At 72.2% G+C, this 17,111-nt stretch carries 13 protein-coding genes; 5 read left to right on the top strand and 8 right to left on the bottom strand.

All coding sequences use genetic code 11. The annotated features are described in order from the left end of the window. Positions 1–154: 154 nt before the first annotated feature. Complete coding sequence (locus ACFWU9_RS09325) at positions 155–1,570, bottom strand: M16 family metallopeptidase (protein WP_384315940.1); 1,416 nt, start codon at positions 1,568–1,570, stop codon at positions 155–157. After that, the gene (locus ACFWU9_RS09320; RefSeq protein WP_384315938.1) at positions 1,567–2,931 is read right to left on the bottom strand and encodes a M16 family metallopeptidase; all 1,365 of its coding nucleotides are present in this window, start codon (positions 2,929–2,931) and stop codon (positions 1,567–1,569) included. Before ACFWU9_RS09320 ends, ACFWU9_RS09325 begins: the two co-directional genes overlap by 4 nt. A 206-nt stretch (positions 2,932–3,137) precedes the next feature. Here ACFWU9_RS09320 and ACFWU9_RS09315 point away from each other — a divergent pair, with 206 nt between their 5' ends. Further along, positions 3,138–3,320: an LxmA leader domain family RiPP gene (locus ACFWU9_RS09315; RefSeq protein WP_329387442.1), complete on the top strand. Its 183-nt coding sequence runs from the start codon at positions 3,138–3,140 to the stop codon at positions 3,318–3,320. Between the two features lie 103 nt (positions 3,321–3,423). After that, on the top strand, positions 3,424–3,606 hold the full coding sequence (locus tag ACFWU9_RS09310; RefSeq protein WP_384315936.1) for an LxmA leader domain family RiPP: 183 nt from the start codon (positions 3,424–3,426) through the stop codon (positions 3,604–3,606). Positions 3,607–3,711: 105 nt separating this feature from the next. Here the strand turns inward: ACFWU9_RS09310 and ACFWU9_RS09305 are convergent, their stop codons facing one another. Continuing rightward, the gene (locus ACFWU9_RS09305) at positions 3,712–4,191 is read right to left on the bottom strand and encodes a hypothetical protein (protein ID WP_384315934.1); all 480 of its coding nucleotides are present in this window, start codon (positions 4,189–4,191) and stop codon (positions 3,712–3,714) included. Further along, on the bottom strand, positions 4,188–4,460 hold the full coding sequence (locus tag ACFWU9_RS09300; protein WP_189107025.1) for a helix-turn-helix transcriptional regulator: 273 nt from the start codon (positions 4,458–4,460) through the stop codon (positions 4,188–4,190). Before ACFWU9_RS09300 ends, ACFWU9_RS09305 begins: the two co-directional genes overlap by 4 nt. A 112-nt stretch (positions 4,461–4,572) precedes the next feature. Here ACFWU9_RS09300 and ACFWU9_RS09295 point away from each other — a divergent pair, with 112 nt between their 5' ends. After that, positions 4,573–5,571, top strand: coding sequence for an LLM class flavin-dependent oxidoreductase (locus tag ACFWU9_RS09295; RefSeq protein WP_384315932.1), 999 nt, complete (start codon positions 4,573–4,575; stop codon positions 5,569–5,571). After that, entirely contained in the window at positions 5,564–6,874 is a 1,311-nt protein-coding gene (locus ACFWU9_RS09290) for a hypothetical protein (RefSeq protein ID WP_384315930.1), read from the top strand. Before ACFWU9_RS09295 ends, ACFWU9_RS09290 begins: the two co-directional genes overlap by 8 nt. Positions 6,875–6,895: 21 nt before the next feature. On the opposite strand, the gene ACFWU9_RS09285 is transcribed toward ACFWU9_RS09290, so the two are convergent. The 4 genes from ACFWU9_RS09285 to ACFWU9_RS09270 form a co-directional block, all read right to left on the bottom strand. Then, a complete protein-coding gene (locus ACFWU9_RS09285) occupies positions 6,896–10,765 on the bottom strand; it encodes an ABC transporter ATP-binding protein (protein WP_384315970.1) in 3,870 nt (1,289 codons plus the stop codon). A 338-nt stretch (positions 10,766–11,103) separates the two neighbouring features. Continuing rightward, positions 11,104–12,798 carry a thiamine pyrophosphate-binding protein gene (locus ACFWU9_RS09280; RefSeq protein ID WP_384315928.1) on the bottom strand — a complete coding sequence of 565 codons (1,695 nt, stop codon included), beginning with the start codon at positions 12,796–12,798 and terminating at the stop codon, positions 11,104–11,106. Next, entirely contained in the window at positions 12,795–13,811 is a 1,017-nt protein-coding gene (gene speB / locus ACFWU9_RS09275; protein WP_384315926.1) for an agmatinase, read from the bottom strand. The genes ACFWU9_RS09280 and speB overlap by 4 nt, the downstream gene beginning before the upstream one ends. 89 nt (positions 13,812–13,900) lie before the next feature. After that, on the bottom strand, positions 13,901–15,466 hold the full coding sequence (locus ACFWU9_RS09270) for a sodium:solute symporter (protein WP_384315924.1): 1,566 nt from the start codon (positions 15,464–15,466) through the stop codon (positions 13,901–13,903). Between the two features lie 140 nt (positions 15,467–15,606). On the opposite strand from ACFWU9_RS09270, the gene ACFWU9_RS09265 reads away from it, so the two are divergent. Beyond that, entirely contained in the window at positions 15,607–17,052 is a 1,446-nt protein-coding gene (locus ACFWU9_RS09265) for a PucR family transcriptional regulator (RefSeq protein WP_384315922.1), read from the top strand. The last annotated feature ends 59 nt before the right edge of the window (positions 17,053–17,111 follow it).

Raw genomic sequence — 17,111 nt, 5'->3', positions numbered from 1 at the left:
CGACCACCTCGATCTTCACTAATATATACGTCTGCAGAGTAAGTTGTGTATAAGATACAGCCTCACAACTGGGCTCCCTCACAACTGGGCTCCCTCACAACTGGGGCCTGAGCAACTGGGGCCTGAGCAACTGGGGCCTGAGCAACCGGGCCCGTCAGAAGTCGAGTTCGGCCCCGGTCCCGTCGCGCCGCAGCGGGGCGACGGCCGACTCGTCGGCGAGGACCACCCCCGTGAAGGCGGTGGGCCGGAAGAACCGCCGGGCCGCGTCCGTCACGGCCTCGTACGTCACCCCGTTCAGCAACGACCCCCACCCGTGCAGCCAGTCCGTCCCGACGCCGATGTGCAGCAGATTCGAGAGGCCGGAGGCGAGGGAGGCCGGGGAGGACATCGCCGTGGCGATGGAGCCGATCGCATAGCTCCTGGCCGCGTCGACCTCCCGCTCCGACGGCGGTTCGGCCGCCATCCGCGCCAGTTCGTCCCGGATCACCGCGAGCGCCGCCACCGTGTGCTCGGCGGCGGTGTCCGCCTCGATCATCAGCGTCGACGCGCCCGGTACGGACTCCATGCCGGAACCGAGCTGGTACGCGTACCCCTTCTCCTCGCGCAGATGCGCGACCAGCCGGGAGGCGAAAGACCCGCCGAAGACCAACTGGGCCAGATGCAGGGCCGGATAGCCCGGATCGGTACGCGGCAGGGCCGGGGTGGCCAGCCGGATCATGCTCTGCACGGCGCCCGGCCGGTCCACCCACAGGGGCGGTCCGCCGAGGAACGGCGGCTGCTGGGGTACGTCGTCCGCCTCGCCCCGGTGCCACGCCCCGAACGCCTCACCGACCGCCGCGAGGGCGTCGTCGGGCCGCAGGTCACCGACGAGGACGAGCACCGCGCCGTCCGCGCCCAGTTGGCGGGCGTGCAACTCGCCCAGGTCCTCCGGTGTGCAGGCGGCGGCCAGTTGGGGCGCCGGCCGGAGTCGGGCGGCGAACTCCTCGCCGTACCGTCGGCGCAGCAGCGCCTGTTGCGCGACGGCCGCGGGCTGGTGCGAGGAGAGCTCGATACGGCGTGCCAGCCTGGTCCGTTCGGGGGCGACGACGTCCTCGGTCAGCCGGGGGCCGAGCACGGTCTCGGCGAGCAGGGCCAGGACGGCGGGCAGGGAGTCGGCGAGCGTGTGGCCGGTGACGGTGAACCGTCGCGCGTCGGCGCCCGCGTCGAGTGCGGCGCCGTGCGTGGCGAGGGCCGTGTCGAAGGCGTCGGCGTCGCGGTGCGTGGTGCCTTGCAGCAGGATGCCGGCGAGTAGTTGGCGCAGCGCGACCTCGCCGGGTCCCGTGGCTGCGTACGGGACGGTGAGCCGGATCTCGACGAGGGGGACGACGGGGGCCGAACAGAGCACCACCCGGAGCCCGTTGGGGAGGGTGGTGTCGAGGTCGGGCAGCGGCAACCGCGGTTCGCCGTACGCGCCCGAGCCGTACGCGCCGGAGGCCTTCGTACCCGACGGGTTCGCGCCCGAGCCGTACGTGCCCTGCGAGTCGGCGCCCGAACTGTACGTCCCCGGCGCGTTGGCGCCCGCGCCGCTCATGCCGCCACCGCCTTTCCGGGAGCCGTCGCGGCCCCGGCCGGGGTTGTCGCCGCAGCGCCCGTACCCGGTACGAACCGTACGACCGCCCGGTGCGACGCACGCAGCCGGGCGGCGGCCCGGCTCACCTGGTCACCGGTCACCCCGGTCCGTATCAACTCGGGCAGCCGCTCGGTCAGCTCCGCCTCCCCGAAGAGCATTTCGCGCTGGCCGAGAAGCTGCGCCCGGGTGCTCGGATCACCCAGTTCGCGCAGCGCGCCCGCCGCCCAGCGGGCGGCGGTGGCGCGCAACAGCCCCGGCTCCACCTCGTTCTGCGCCAGAGCCGTCAGCGCGGCGTCCAGCGCGTCGGTCACGCCACCGGCCACCGCCCCCTCCCGCGCACCGCCGGACCCTGACTCTCCTCCCCCGTACACCGCGAACAGCGTCAGCAGATCGGGCCCCGTCGTGTCCAGGGGCAGCCCGAACAGCCCGCAGCCCACCGAGAGGCTCGCCACCCCGGTCGGCGCGGCCGGCCCGCGACGCAGCAACGCGTGCCGGCCCTGGCCCAGCAGCGCCGCCAGCACCACATGCGCGAGATAGTCGGCGCGTTCGGTCACGGGGTCCGGCATCCGGTAGCCGATCGCCACCGCAGGCAGCCCGGCGTGCGGGTCGGTGACCGACAGATGTCTGTCCTCGTCCGGCTCCGGCTCCGCCCCGTCCGGAGCGGGGGCCACGGGACGGCCGGGCAGGGGGTCGAAATGCCGGCGTACGAGGCGCTCCGCCTCGGCGGGTTCAAAGGCGCCGGTCAAGGTCACCAGGGCGTTGCCGGGACCGTAGTGGTCGACGAAAAACCGTTCGCACAGCGGGATGTCGATGGCCGCCAGATCGACGGTCTCGCCATATCCGTCCCGGGTGTTCTCGGGCCGACTGTGCAGGGCACGCGGTATTACCCAGGGAAATGCGCCGTAAGGCCGATTGCGGACCATGAGACGTATTTCTTCGTCAATCACCGCGGTCTGCGTGCGTAGATTCTGCGAAGAAATGAGCGGTGAACGCATTCGATCCGCTTCAAGATCGAGCAGCATTTCCAACGCGGAGGCGGGAGCGGCGGCGTAATAGACCGTCACGTCCTGCCGTGTCTTCGCGTCACCGAGGCCGCCCGCCCGCTGTACCTGGGGCAGGTATCCATCGGGGGCGCTCCGGGAGCCGCCCTGGATCATGAGATGTTCGAAGAGATGGGCCAGGCCCGTGTGCCCCTTGGGCTCGGTGCGGAAACCCACTCCGTAGTGCACCGCCATACCGATTGACGCGCCCGTCGGATTGGGTGCGAGCAGCACCCGCAGACCGTTGTCCAATACCATGCGGCGCATCTGATTTCGGGTCATCCAGGCGAGCATAGACGTGGTCAACTACACCGCCAACGGGGCCCGTTGACCGAAAGCGGCCAGTGTCCGAAAGCGGTCAACCCCATTGCCAGCGCGGCACCGCTGGCGGAATGGTGCTGGCACGGCCGGAGAACGTGATTCCCCAATTGCCGATCCGGTGCACGGTTCAGGCGCAAGGTTCATTCGAGAAGTCCAAGGGAGTTGCCATGAACACCCAGTCCCTGATCAGCGGCTACACCAGCTACGCCGACGCCGACGAGCTCGTCCCCGCGGTCGACGCCCCCGGCGGCACCATCACCATCACGGTGACCTCGTCGCAGGCGTGCATCTCCGCGGCGTCCGCCATCTCGGCCGTGTCGATCGACAACACCTTCGACCACTCCTGCTGAACCGCGTAGCCGCACCACTGCACCACCGCACCACCGCACCACCGCTCGACCCTCGGCAATCGCCGAGAAGCCACGTTCATCCGCATCACAAAAGGGAGTTGCCATGAACACCCAGTCCCTGATCAGCGGCTACACCAGCTACGCCGACGCCGACGAGCTCGTCCCCGCGGTCGACGCCCCCGGCGCCACGATCACCGTCACGGTCACCTCGTCGGCCGCGTGCATCTCCGCCGCGTCCGCCATCTCGGCCGTGTCGATCGACAACACCTTCGACCACTCCTGCTGAACCGCCTGACCGGCTGAGCAGGAGCGGACGAGCAGGACGAGCAGGACGAACGAGAAACAGGGCGGGTGCCCACCGCCGCAATCGGTGGGCACCCGCCTCATCGTTTTACCCGTCGCGCTCGTCCCGGAAGCTCTCGCCGTCCTCACCGTCGATGCCGGACAGTCCCAGCAGGATCGAGGGCAGGGCCGCGGAGGTCAGCATCAACGTGGTGAGCAGCGCGGGGATCCGCTCGATGACATCCGGTTCGTTCTGGAAGGAGACCATGACCAGGACGACGACCATGCCGGCGCCGACCGCGCACTGGTACCCGATGAAGGCGACCCTGTTGCGCACGCCCTGCTCTCGTTCGTCCAGGCCGGCCACCGGCCGTTCACCGAGGCCGCGGGTCATCGAACGCAGCAGGCCCCAGAGCATCAGCCAGACGACGAAGGCCACGAGCCACCAGGAGTCGGAGAACGCGTTGCCGTCGGAGATCTGCGACAGCACCACCATCGCGGCGCTGAGCACGCAGAGCCCGATCGCCATCGGGCGCAAGGGCCCGCCGGCCACCGTCGTCGTCTCGTCGGAACTTGGTTGCGGGGTCACGGGCGTTCCTCCTTGTTGTACAGCTGCGCGGAGAGCGGGACGAAGGGCTTGCGACTGAAGATCGCCTCGACCGGAAGGCCGAACACATCACTGAGCCGGAACGCCAGATCGAGACTCGGGAAGTAGTCACCCCGTTCGATGGCACCGATGGTCTGCGGGTGCACCTCGACCGAGTTGGCGAGCGCGACCCTGCTGAGACCGCGCTCGGCGCGCAGGACTCTCAGCTGGTTGTAGATCGGCGATCCCTCGCGATGGCTCACTGGGCTCATAGCTAGAAGGTAAGGGAAACACAACATTCCGTCAAGGAATGACAACAGATACAGTCAGCAACAGGCACTGCCAGAGCAACCGTCACAGCTACCAGGGAAGGTGTGCTGCCTCGTGACCACCGACGCCTCCGACCGGTCCACGCTGCCGGGCATCCTCGTACCGAGCATGCCGGACAGCACCGAGACCGTACGTCCCTACGCCGAGCTGGTACGCGACGGCGACGCACGCCGCGTGTGGATGGGCCAGTCGCTCAAGGTGGAGACGCACCAGGTGTTCGCGCATCTCGCCGGTGCCGGGGTACGTGTCCCGGTGGGCACCAGCGTGACCCTGATGCCGCTGCGCCATCCGTACGAGGCCGCCCTCCAGGCCCGTTCGCTGGCCCTGACGACGGGTCACCCGGTGGTCGCCGGCTACGGCGTCGGCGCGCCGGCCTTCGTACGGAGTCTCAACGGGCGGCCGTACGACAGCCCCCGCACGATGGCGGCGGAGTACCTCCGCACCGTCCGCTCCCTGCTGGACGGCGAGATCGTCGACCACGCCGGTGACTACCACGCGCTGCGCGGGCGCCTGATGCCGATGGAACACGCGCGGGTGGAGGTCGGGGTGGGTGTGCTGCGCCCCAACATGGCGCGCACCGCGGGCGGTGTCGCCGATGTCGCCATCACCTGGATGACGCCACCCGGTTATGTCGCCGAGACCCTGATCCCCGCGCTGGACGAGGGCGCCAAGGAAAGGGACACCCGGTGCCGGGTCGCGACCGTCGTCCATGTCGCGGTGGACCGCCCGAAGCGGGACCCGTACGTCCTCGCGCACACCGCTGCGTCCGGGCATCTCTCCGCCGACCACTACACGGACATGCTGCGCCGGGCCGGTGTCGCGGCCGACCCGGCCGACCCGAGGGCGGGCGCCGTCGCGCTGGTGGACAGCGGGACGTACGTGTACGGGAGCGCCGACCACATCGCGGGCGTGCTCGGCGAGTACCGCGACGCCGGGGTGGACGAGGTGATCCTCAACTGCGGCGGAGTCCTCTTCACCGAGGGCCAGGACGCCGCGCTGAAGGACGCGCGGGAGATCGTGGACGCGGTCAGGCGGCGGGACGGCCGTGGCTGAACCCCCGGGCGCCTCGGACGCGGCCGGAGCCGCGCACGCCGTGGGCGACCGGGCGGCGGTCCCCGCAGCGGTACGGCCTGCGGGGACCGCCGGATCGGTGACCGTGCGCGAGTACGGCACCCGGTACCTGCGGATCAGCGTGCGGTACCACGGCGAGGGCCGCTTCAGCTGGCTGCGCGTCCCGGGGCCGGCCCATGACCGGCCGCAGACTTCTCCCTCGCCCGAAGTCGCCGCCGCCCTGCGCCGGGCGGCCGACACGGCGTTCGGCGCCCGGCTCGCACTCGGGGAGTGGGCGACGGGGCCCGGGGGCGAACGGGGCGGCATGGTCTACCGCGTGCCGGGCGCCATGTCGGTGGCCCGCCTGCTGCCCTCCGGAGACGACACGGGCTACCGGCTCTCGGTACGAGCGCTGACGGACATGGGCCGGACACTGCGCCAACTGCACGATGTCCCCTGGAATTTCAGCGCCCCCGCACCACCGCACCACGGCGTTCGACGCCTTCTGACCTGGATCGGGGGACGGGACGGGGCCTCCGACTCACCGGGCTCCGACCTGCGGGAGGCCGACCCGCGGGGACGCGGCCTGCGGGACCCCCGTTCGCCGGACCAAGGCTCGCGGAGGCCCGGCCCGCAGGGCGCGGATGCGCTTGGCGCCGACCCGGCGGGCTCAGGCTCGCGGGACGCCGACCCGCGTGACCCCGCCTCGCGGGAGCGCGGCCGTGGGCGGCTCGGTCCGCCGGACCGAGGCCCGTGCGACCCAGGCCCCGGCGGCCAGTTGTGGGCCCTTGCCCGTGGGCGGCTTGGGGCGCGGCTGTGGGAACGGCTGGGGGACTGGGCCGAGGCCGCCCGACAACCACCCGGCAGGGGAGGTGTGGTCCTGCTGCACGGCGCCCCCAGCACCGGGTGGCTGGTCCCCTCCCCTGCCGGTGACCACAGCGTCCTGCTCACCGGCGAGGAGGTCACCGGCGGCGACCCGGCGCTCGACCTCGGCTGGATCCTCGGGGAGCTGCACGAGCTGCGCTCCGCCGCCACGCGCGGGCTCGGCGCCGCCGGCCAGGGCCCGCCCGTGGACTATCCGGCGGCGGCGCGTGCCCTGCTCGCCGGCTACCTCCATACGGAGGAGAGTCCGGAAGACCTCGGCCCGGCACTGCCACCGGGCACCGCCCGCGCGGCCACCCTCCGACTCGCCGTCCATATGCGGGACTTCGCGTCCTTCGTCGGCTGGCACGAGGACCTGCGCCACTACGCCGACCTGCTGGCGGAGACGCTCGACGCGGACGGCGAGCCCACCCTCCACTGGTGAGCCCGCGCGGACCGCCCCCCGTCACGCCCCCGCGACGGTGGCGGTCTCCTCCTGCGCCTCCGCACCGGGCTCCGTCTCGCCGATGAAGCTGCGCCACAGCCGCGCGTACACGCCGTCCCGCACGAGCAGTTCCGCGTGCGTACCGTCCTCCACGACCCGACCGTGGTCCAGCACGACCACCCGGTCCGCGCGCGCGGCCGTCGTCAGCCGGTGCGCCACGACCAGCGTCGTCCGCCGCCCCGACAGCCGGTCCGTCGCCTGGTTGACCAGCGCCTCGGAGGCGAGGTCGAGCGCGGCGGTCGCCTCGTCCAGGAGCAGTACGTCCGGGTCGACCAGCTCGGCACGGGCCAGCGCGATCAACTGCCGCTGACCGGCGGAGAGATTACGGCCCCGCTCGGCGACCTCGTGCAAGTAGCCGCCGTCCAGGGTCGCGATCATCTCGTGCGCGCCGACCGCGCGGGCCGCCGCCTCCACCTCGGCGTCCGTCGCCCCGGGACGCCCGTACGCGATGGCGTCGCGCACCGTCCCGGCGAAGAGGTACGCCTCCTGCGGTACGACGCCCAGCCGGTGCCGGTAGGCGGTCATGTCCAGGTCGCGCAGGTCGGTGCCGTCCGCCGTGACACGGCCGGACGTCGGGTCGTAGAAGCGGGCGACGAGCTTGACCAGCGTGGACTTGCCCGCGCCCGTCTCGCCGACGAAGGCGACCGTCTGACCCGCCGGTATACGGAGGTCTATGCCCATGAGGGCGGTCTCCTCCTGGACGGGGGCCTTGGACAGTACGACGGACTCGTCCGGGTCGCCGGCGCCGCCGCCCTCCGCCAGGCCGCGCTCCAGCGTGCCGTACGCGAAGTGCACGTCCTCGAAGGCGATCTCGCCCCGCAGCGACTCCACGGCGAGCGGCTTCCTCGCCTCCTCTGTGGAGGTCGGCTCGCGCAGCAGTTCCTGGATGCGGCCCAGCGAGACGGCGGCCTGCTGGTAGCCGTCGAAGACCTGCGACAGCTGCTGCACGGGCGCGAAGAACAGCTCGATGTAGAGCAGGTACGCGACGAGCGCGCCGGTCGTCAGTGTCCCCGACTCCACCCGGGCCGCGCCCACGATCAGCACCGCCGCCGCGGCCACCGACGACAGCAGCTGGACGAAGGGGAAGTAGACGGAGATCAGCCACTGGCCCCGCACCCGCGCCTGCCGGTAGTGGTCGCTGCGGTCCGCGAACCGCCGCGCGCCGTCCTTCTCGCGCCCGAAGGCCTGGACGATGCGCAGCCCGGACACGGACTCCTGGAGGTCGGCGTTGACGACGCTGATCCGCTCGCGCGCCAGCTCGTACGCCTTGACGCTCTTGCGCCGGAAGAAGACCGTCCCGACGATCAGCACGGGCAGGGTCGCGAAGACCACCAGCGCCAGCTCCACGTCGATGACCAGGAGCACGACAAGGATGCCGAAGAAGGTGACGACGGAGACGAAGGCGGTGACGAGCCCCGTCTGGAGGAAGGTGGACAGCGCGTCCACGTCCGTCGTCATCCGGGTCATGATGCGGCCGGTCAACTCGCGCTCGTAGTAGTCGAGTCCGAGCCGTTGGAGCTGCGCGAAGATCTTCAGGCGCAGTGAGTACAGGACCCGTTCGCCGGTGCGGCCCGTCATCCGCGTCTCGCCGATCTGGGCGGTCCACTGGACCAGGACGACGAGCAGGCCGAGCAGGGACGCCACCCACACCGCGCCGAGCGCGAGCTGTTCCACGCCCTCGTCGATGCCGTGTCTGATCAGGACGGGCAGCAGCAGGCCCGCGCCGGCGTCGACGGCGACCATGGCCAGGCTGGCCGCCAGCGGCAGTCCGAAGCCGCGCAGCAGCCGGCGCAGTCCGTAGGAGGACTCGGAGGCGACCGCGCGGGCCTCGTCGATCGAGGGGACGTCGGTGGCCGGGGGCAACGCCTCGACCTGCGCGAGCAGTTCGGGTGTCGCGCCGGGCGCGGCCGACTCCTCGGCGGGCGTCTCCTGGCGCTCCCACAGGGTGGGGGTGATGCCGCGTTCGGCGTCGAACTCGGCGTCCATCTCCTCCTGGACGGTGCGGTCGTCCTCCGCCGCCGTACCGCCGACGAGGGCCGGGACATGGCCCGGGGAGACGCCGCCGAGCTCGTCGGGGTCGGTGAGCAGCCGCCGGTAGAGGGCGGACCGTTCCTGGAGTTCCTCATGGGTGCCGATGTCAGCGAGCCGCCCGTCGTCGAGCACGGCGATACGGTCGGCGAGGCCGAGGGTGGAGCGTCGGTGGGCGATGAGCAGCGTCGTACGGCCTGCCATCACCGAGCGCAGCGCCTCGTGGATCTCGTGCTCGACGCGGGCGTCGACGGCGGAGGTGGCGTCGTCCAGGAGCAGCAGACGGGGGTCGGTGAGGATCGCGCGGGCCAGGGCGATGCGCTGGCGCTGACCGCCGGAGAGGGTCAGGCCCTGCTCGCCGACGGTGGTGTCGTAGCCGGCGGGCAGTTCGGCGATGAACCGGTCGGCCTGGGCGGCGCGGACGGCGCGCTCGATCTCCTCGTCGGTGGCGTCGGGCTTGCCGTAGGCGATGTTGGCGCGGACGGTGTCGGAGAAGAGGAAGCTGTCCTCCGGTACGAGCCCGATGGCGGCGCGCAGCGATTCGGTGGTCAGTTCGCGTACGTCGTGGCCGCCGACGAGGACGGCGCCGTGCGTCACGTCGTAGAAGCGCGGCAGTAGCAGCGAGACGGTGGACTTGCCGCTGCCGGACGAGCCGACGACGGCGACGGTCTCGCCGGGGCGGATCTCCAGCGAGAAGCCCTCAAGGACGGTGCGGCCGTCTTCGTAGGAGAACGTCACGTCGTCGAACTCGACGGACGCCTCCGCGTCGGCGGGCAGCTCCTTGGTGCCGTCCTGGATCGACGGCTCGGTGTCGATGAGTTCGAGGACCCGCTCGACGCCGGCGCGGGCCTGCTGGCCGACGGTCAGGACCATCGCGAGCATGCGGACGGGGCCGACGAGCTGGGCGAGGTAGGTGGAGAAGGCCACGAACGTGCCGAGGGTGATCTCGCCCCGGGTGGCGAGCCAGCCGCCGAGCGCGAGCATGGCGACCTGCCCGAGGGCCGGCACGGCCTGGAGGGCGGGGGTGTAGCGGGAGTTGAGCTTGATCGTGCGCAGCCGGCCCGCGAAGAGCTTGCGGCCCGCCGCGCGCAGCTTGCCGGTCTCCTGGTCCTCCTGGCCGAAGCCCTTGACGACGCGTACGCCGGAGACCGATCCGTCGACGACCCCCGCGACGGTCGCGGCCTGCGACTGGGCGTACCAGGTGGCGGGGTGCAGCCGGGTGCGGCTGCGGCGGGCGATGTACCAGAGGGCGGGGGCGACGCCGAGGGCGACGAGGGTCAGGGGCAGCGAGAGCCACGCCATGATCACGAGGGAGATGAGGAAGAGCAGGACGTTGCCGATGGTCATCGGCAGCATGAAGAGCAGGCCCTGGATCAGCTGGAGGTCGCTGGTGGCGCGGCCGACGACCTGTCCGGTGGAGAGTTCGTCCTGGCGGCGGCCGTCGAGCCGGGCGATGGTGCCGTACATCTCCGTACGGAGGTCGTGCTGGACGTCGAGGGCGAGGCGTCCGCCGTAGTAGCGGCGGATGTAGGTCATGACGTAGATCACGACGGCCGCGGCTATCAGCAGGCCGGTCCAGACGGCGATGGACCGGGTGCCGGTGCCTATGACGTCGTCGATGACGACCTTGGTGATCAGCGGGACGAGAGCCATGACGGCCATGCCGGCGAGGGAGGAGCCGAGGGCGAGGATCACGTTGCGCCGGTAGCGCCAGGCGTAGCCGATCAGACGCCGGGCCCAGCCGCCCTTGCCGTCCCCGGACTCCCCGGGCTGTCCAGGCCCCCCGGGCTTTCCCGGCTTCACCGATGCGCTGTCCAGGGCCTTGCCCACTCCCGCTCCGCCCGCCTCTGTCCCGCTCGCGACCGCGTTGCCCGCGCCGGCCTCGTTCACTCCGGCCGGGCCTCCGCCCGGCCTTTCGCGCTCGGGGTCTGTTCGCTCCGCCGCCACTGTCTGCCGCCCTCCGTCTGCCCTGCCGCTTGTCGGTACGCGGGCGTCCCCCGTGGACCCCCTGCCGGAAGGCATCAACGCGCCCACGTGCGGATTTCATCCCGCGGCAACACATACCCGTCGCTGGACCGAGGCGCGCGCCGGAGGGACCAGGTCCTCAGACGTAGTACGTGTGGTGACTGTGCGTGCCGGGGCTATCCGGGTGACAGGTGCGTCGGGGCGAACAGTCTCAGGAGCGCCGGGAGCACCACCACCGACGGGCCGGGGGCCGCCAGCGCCTTCGACAGGTCCTCCCGCAGCGCCTCGGGGCTCGTGCGGACCGCGGGCACCCCGAAGGACTCGGCGAGCGCGACGAAGTCCGGGCGGGCCAGCTCGGTGCCGGTGGTCTCGCCGTAGGCGTCCGTCATGTACTCGCGGAGGATGCCGTAGCCGCCGTCGTCCACGATCAGCCAGGTGACGGGGAGGTCGTACTGCCGGGCCGTGGCCAGCTCGGCGATCGAGTACATGGCGCCGCCGTCGCCGGAGACCGCGAGCACGGGCTTCGTACGGTCCGCCGCCGCCGCTCCGAGGGCCGCCGGGTAGCCGTAGCCGAGGCCGCCGGCCCCCTGGCCGGAGTGCATCGCGCCGGGCCAGGCGGACCAGGCCCAGTAGGCGAGGATCGTCATGTCCCAGAAGCTGGGCGAGGCGGCGGGCAGCGCGTCCCGGACGGCGGCGAGCACCCGCTGCTCCAACTCCAGGTCCTGGGCGCCGATCCGCGCGCGTACCTTTGCCAGCACCGTACGGACGGCCTCCCGCGCGGACTCGGCGGCGGCCGGGTCGCTCCGGGGGGTCACGGACTCCAGGAGCGCGGAGAGCGCCTCGCGCGCGTCGGCGTGGATGCCGAGCGCGGGGAGGTTGGCCTCCAGCTTGCCGAGGTCGGCCTCGATCTGGATCACCCGGCCGCGCGGGCGGAACGTGTGGTAGTTGGAGGACAGCTCGCCGAGCCCGGAGCCGACGACCAGGACGACGTCGGCGTCTTCCAGGAAGTCGGTGGTGTGCCGGTCCTCCAGCCAGGACTGGAGCGACAGGGGGTGCTCCCAGGGGAAGGCGCCCTTCCCTCCGAAGGTGGTGACGACGGGAGCGGCCAGCTTCTCGGCGAGGCTCCGCAGCTTGCCGGCCGCGTCGGCCCGTACGACTCCGCCCCCGGCGATGATCACGGGGCGCTCGGCGTGCGAGAGGGCGTGTGCCGCGACGGCGATCAGCTCCGGGCGCGGCAGCAGTTCGCGCGGGGTGGCGTCGACGGCGGTGACGAGCGGCAGCGTCGTCTCCTTGAGGAGGACGTCCTGCGGGATCTCGACCCAGACGGGTCCGTGCGGCGCGGTGAGCGCGGACTCCCAGGCCGTGGCGATCGCGGACGGGATCTGGGAGGGCGTACGGACGAGATGGACGGATTTGACGATGTCGCGGAACGAGGCCTGCTGGTCGCGCAGTTCGTGCAGATAGCCGTGCCGGCCGCCGCCGAGGCCCGCCGACGGGATCTGGCTGGAGATCGCGAGGACGGGCGAGGACCCCGCGGCGGCCTCCTGGAGGGCTGCGAGCGAGGTGAGCGCGCCCGGCCCGGTGGAGAGCAGCAGGGGCGCGACCTCGCCGGTGACGCGGCCGTAGGCGTCGGCGGCGAATCCGGCGTTGTTCTCCACGCGCAGCCCGACGTACGCCAGGTCGGACCGGCGCAGCGCGTCGAACATGCCGAGGGCGTGCTGGCCCGGCAGACCGAAGACGGTGGTGGCGCCGAGGCCGTGCAGCGTCTCGACGACGAGGTCGCCGCCGGTGCGCCCGGCGGGCGGGTTCAGCGCCCGCGCGGTCTGCTCGGGGGTGTAGCGGGGGATCTCGTGGTGGTGGTCGTGGGTCACTTCGCGCGGACCTCCGAGATCTGCCGGGACATGATCGTGGTCAGCTCGTACGCCGTGTGCGAGGCGGCGACGGAAGTGATCTCCGCGTGGTCGTACGCGGGGGCGACCTCGACCACGTCCGCCGAGACCAGGTGGCAGGAGGCCAGGCCGCGGAGGATCTCCAGGAGTTCGCGGGAGGTGAGCCCGCCGGCCTCGGGGGTGCCGGTACCGGGCGCGTGGGCCGGGTCGAGCACGTCGATGTCGATCGAGATGTACAGCGGGCGGTCCCCGATACGCTGCCGCAGCTGGTCGGCGACCTCGTCGACCCCGCGCCGCATGACGTCGGCGGAGGTGACGATGCCGAAGCCCATCCGGTGGTCGTCGTCCAGGTCCTTCCTGCCGTAGAGAGGGCCGCGTGTGCCGACGTGCGACAGCGCCTCCGTGTCGAGGATTCCTTCCTCGACGGCTCTGCGGAACGGCGTGCCGTGGGTGTACTCGGCGCCGAAGTAGGTGTCCCAGGTGTCCAGGTGCGCGTCGAAGTGGAGCAGCGCGACCGGGCCGTGCCTCTTGGCGACCGAGCGCAGCAGCGGGAGCGCGATGGTGTGGTCGCCGCCGAGGGTCATCAGGCGCGCGCCCGTTCCCAGCAGGTCGTCGGCGGCCGCCTCGATCGTGTCGACGGCCTCGTTGATGTCGAACGGGTTGGCCGCGATGTCACCGGCGTCGGCGACCTGCGCGAGCGCGAACGGCGACGCGTCCTGGGCGGGGTTGTACGGGCGCAGCAGCCGGGACGCCTCGCGGATCGCGTTCCCGCCGAAGCGGGCGCCGGGCCGGTAGGACACCCCGCTGTCGAAGGGGACGCCGACGACGGCGACATCGGCGGCCCCGACCTCGTCCAGCCTGGGCAGCCGGGCGAAGGTGGCGGGTCCGGCGTACCGGGGCACGCGTGAGGAGTCGACGGGCCCCCGGGGGCCGCCCCCCTCCCCGCCCGTACGCGCTCCGGCGCCGGTGCTCTCAGGTCCTGCTGCGCTGCTCATGCTTGTCGGGCCCTCTCGTGGTGCGTGTACGTGTCCAGCATGACCCTGGCCACTGACAACGGGTGCGGCGCCCTCCCGGAGCGCCGGGTTCAGCCCGGGCTTCCGGCCGGGCTTCCGGCCGGGCTTCCGGCCGGGCTTCCGGCCGGGACGGAGCCGGGCCGGGAGGCGTCCCCGCCGCCGCCCGTGTCCTCGGGGCCGTTCGTGTCCTCGGGGCCCTCGCCCGCGAGGCGGCGGCGCCAGGCGGCGAGCACGGCCTCGTCCGTCGGCTTCGTCAGGAGGCTGACGACGAGGTAGACCGCCAGCGAGGCGAGGAGGCCGTAGTAGATGGGCTCGTTGGCCAGGATGCCGTGCGCGGCCATCAGGCCGATGACGGTCAGCCCGCCCACGACCATCGCGGCGAGCGCGCCCTGGACGGTGCCCCGCTTCCAGAGGAGGCCGCCGAGGATGGGCACGAGCAGACCGCCGACGAGCAGGTTGTACGCGACGGTCAGCGCCCCCACGACGTCGTTCAGCGCGATGGCGACACCGATCACGGCCACGCCCATGACCAGGATGAAGGCGCGGTTGTCCTTGACCTCGTCCCGCTCCCCGGCGTCCTTCGACAGCCCCTCGCGGCGCTGTCCGAGGAGTTCCCGCAGCCGCGCCCAGATGTCGTTGTTGGCGACGGTCGCGCAGGCGATCAGCGCGCCCGAGGAGGTCGACATCACGGCGGCGAGTGCGGCGGCCAGCACCAGTCCCCGTACGCCCGGCGGGAGTTCGTCCTTGACGATGGTGGCGAACGCGTCGTCGGCGCTCGGCAGCTTGGGGTAGAGGACCTTGGCCGCGGTGCCGATGACGGCTCCGGCGATCGCGTAGAGAAGACAGTAGGTACCGGCGACGGTGCCGCCCCAGCGGGCCGTGGTGTCGTTGCGCGCGGTGAACACCCGCTGCCAGATGTCCTGGCCGATCAGCATGCCGAAGGTGTAGATCAGCACATAGGTGAAGATCGTCTCGCCGCCGATGCCCAGCGGGTCGAAGTACTCCGTGGGAAGCTTCGCCCTCATCTCCCCGAAGCCGCCGGCCTTGACGACCGCGATGGGCAGCAGGAGCAGCAGCACCCCGATCGTCTTCACGACGAACTGCACCATGTCCGTCAGCGTGATCGACCACATGCCGCCGAGCGCCGAGTACGCCACCACGATCGCGCCGCCCAGGATGATCGCGACGGTGCGGTGCAGATCGAACAGGACGTCGAAGATCGTGGCGTACGCGATGGTCGAGGTGACCGCGAGCATCAGGGTGTAGGCCCACATGACCAGCCCGGAGATGACGCCGGCGCGTCCTCCGTACCGAAGGTCGAGCATCTCGGAGACGGTGTACACCTTCAGCCGGGCGATACGGGCGGAGAAGAACACCGAGAGGGCCAGCAACCCGAGGCCGATGGTGAGGACCATCCAGGCGCCGGAGAGGCCGTACTGGTAGCCGAGTCCCACGCCGCCGATGGTGGAGGCGCCGCCGAGGACGATCGCGGCCATCGTGCCGGAGTACATCCAGGGGCCGAGCCGCCGGCCCGCCACGAGGAACTCGCTCTTGGACCTGGCACGGCGCATGCCCCACCAGCCCATGGCGAGCATGCCGGCGAGATAGACGACGATCACCGCGTAGTCCAGGGCCATGGGGCTTCCTCCTGATCGACTCCGAAGCTTCCGGCGAGTCCGGGGGTCCGGTGCTGTGGGAGTCGACGGTAGGTGGCCGGAAAGGAACGCTGAAGTGTATGTTTCATCCATTCTTCGCGCTGTCGATGGATGGATCATCCATGCCGGAACCTTCCGCTCCGCCCACTCCGCCCGTGTCGCTGGCCGCGCTGCTCGCCGACGGCGCGCTGGGTCTGCGGCTGCTGTCGGGGCTGCCCGGCGATCTCCCCGCAGCCGCCGAGTCGGTCGCCGTCCACTGGGTGCACACCTCGGAGATGGCCGACCCGTACCCGTATCTGCTCGGCGGTGAGCTGCTGCTGACGGCGGGCGTCCAGCTCACCGACGCGCACGCCGACACCTATGTACGGAGGGTCGTCGAAGCGGGCGCGGCTGCGCTCGGCTTCGGGGTGGCGCCGGTGTACGACACGGTCCCCGACAGCCTGGTCGAGGCGTGCGACCGGCACGGGCTCCCGTTGCTGGAGGTCCCCCGGCGCACCCCGTTCACCACCGTGGCGCGCGGGGTCTGGCAGCTGATGGCCGAGGAGCGCCACCGCGAGCTGCGCCGGGTCACCGAGGCCCAGCAGGGCCTCGCCGCCGCTGCCGCCCGCCCGGACCCGGTTCCGGCGGTGCTGCGCCAGCTCGCCGGGCGCCTCGGCGGTCGCGCGGTCCTGTTCGCCCCCGACGGCGCGGAGTTGCACAGCACGGGCCGGGACCCGGCCCCGGGCTCCCGTACGGCGCTCGCCCGGCTGGCACGGGTGGTGAACCCGCCGCACGGCACGGCCACCGACGCCGCGCGGGGCGCGCGTCTCGCCGCGTACGCGCTGAGCGGCGGCCGGGGCCTCGTCCTCGGCGTCGCCGCCGGTGGCCGGGAGGCCGGGGACCACACCGTCACGGGCATGGCCGTCGTCCTCCTGTCGCTGCTCACGGCGGAGCACCAGGGCGCGGCGGAGGCGGCGCGCTCGGCGGCGCTCGTACGGCTCCTGCTGGGCGCCGCGCCCACCGACGCGGCGCCGCTGCTCGGCCCCGGCCCCTGGATCGTCGTGCACGGCCACGGCGGTGACACGCCCTTCGCCCCGTCGGCACTGGCGGCGGCCCTGGGCAGCGCCCTGGCGGAGTCGGACGGCACCACCGTGCGTGTCCTCACCGACCGCCCGGTCACCGCGCAGCCGGGCTGGACGCTCGGAGTCAGCGCGCCGGTCGCCCCCGCCGGCCTGGCCGAGGCCGACACCCAGGCCGGGCGCGCCCTGCGCCACGCGGAGGCCACCCGCGCGCCCCTCGTCCAGCACCGCGCGCCCGGCCCCGGCGCCCTGACGGCGCTCATCCCTCCTGAAGAGGCGGCGGCCCACGCCCGCGCCCGGCTCTCCCCGATCGCCGACTCCCCCGCCCTGACGGAGACCCTGCGCACCTGGCTCTCCCTGCACGGCAGTTGGGACCGCACGGCGGTGGCCCTGTCGATCCACCGCAACACGGTGCGCCAACGCATCACCCGCTGCGCGACCCTGCTGAACACGGACCTCGACGAGGCGGACACCCGCATGGAGTTGTGGTTCGCACTGCGCCTACTGTGACGTGCGCGACGGCTCGGACCCCGCCCTGGACAGTCGCGGTGACCGCCGGGTAACTTTCT

Source organism: Streptomyces sp. NPDC058653, assembly GCF_042716895.1.
GTDB lineage: Bacteria > Actinomycetota > Actinomycetes > Streptomycetales > Streptomycetaceae > Streptomyces.
The sequence above is the reverse complement of the archived record's forward strand: the minus strand, read 5'-3'. Positions and strand labels throughout refer to the sequence as shown.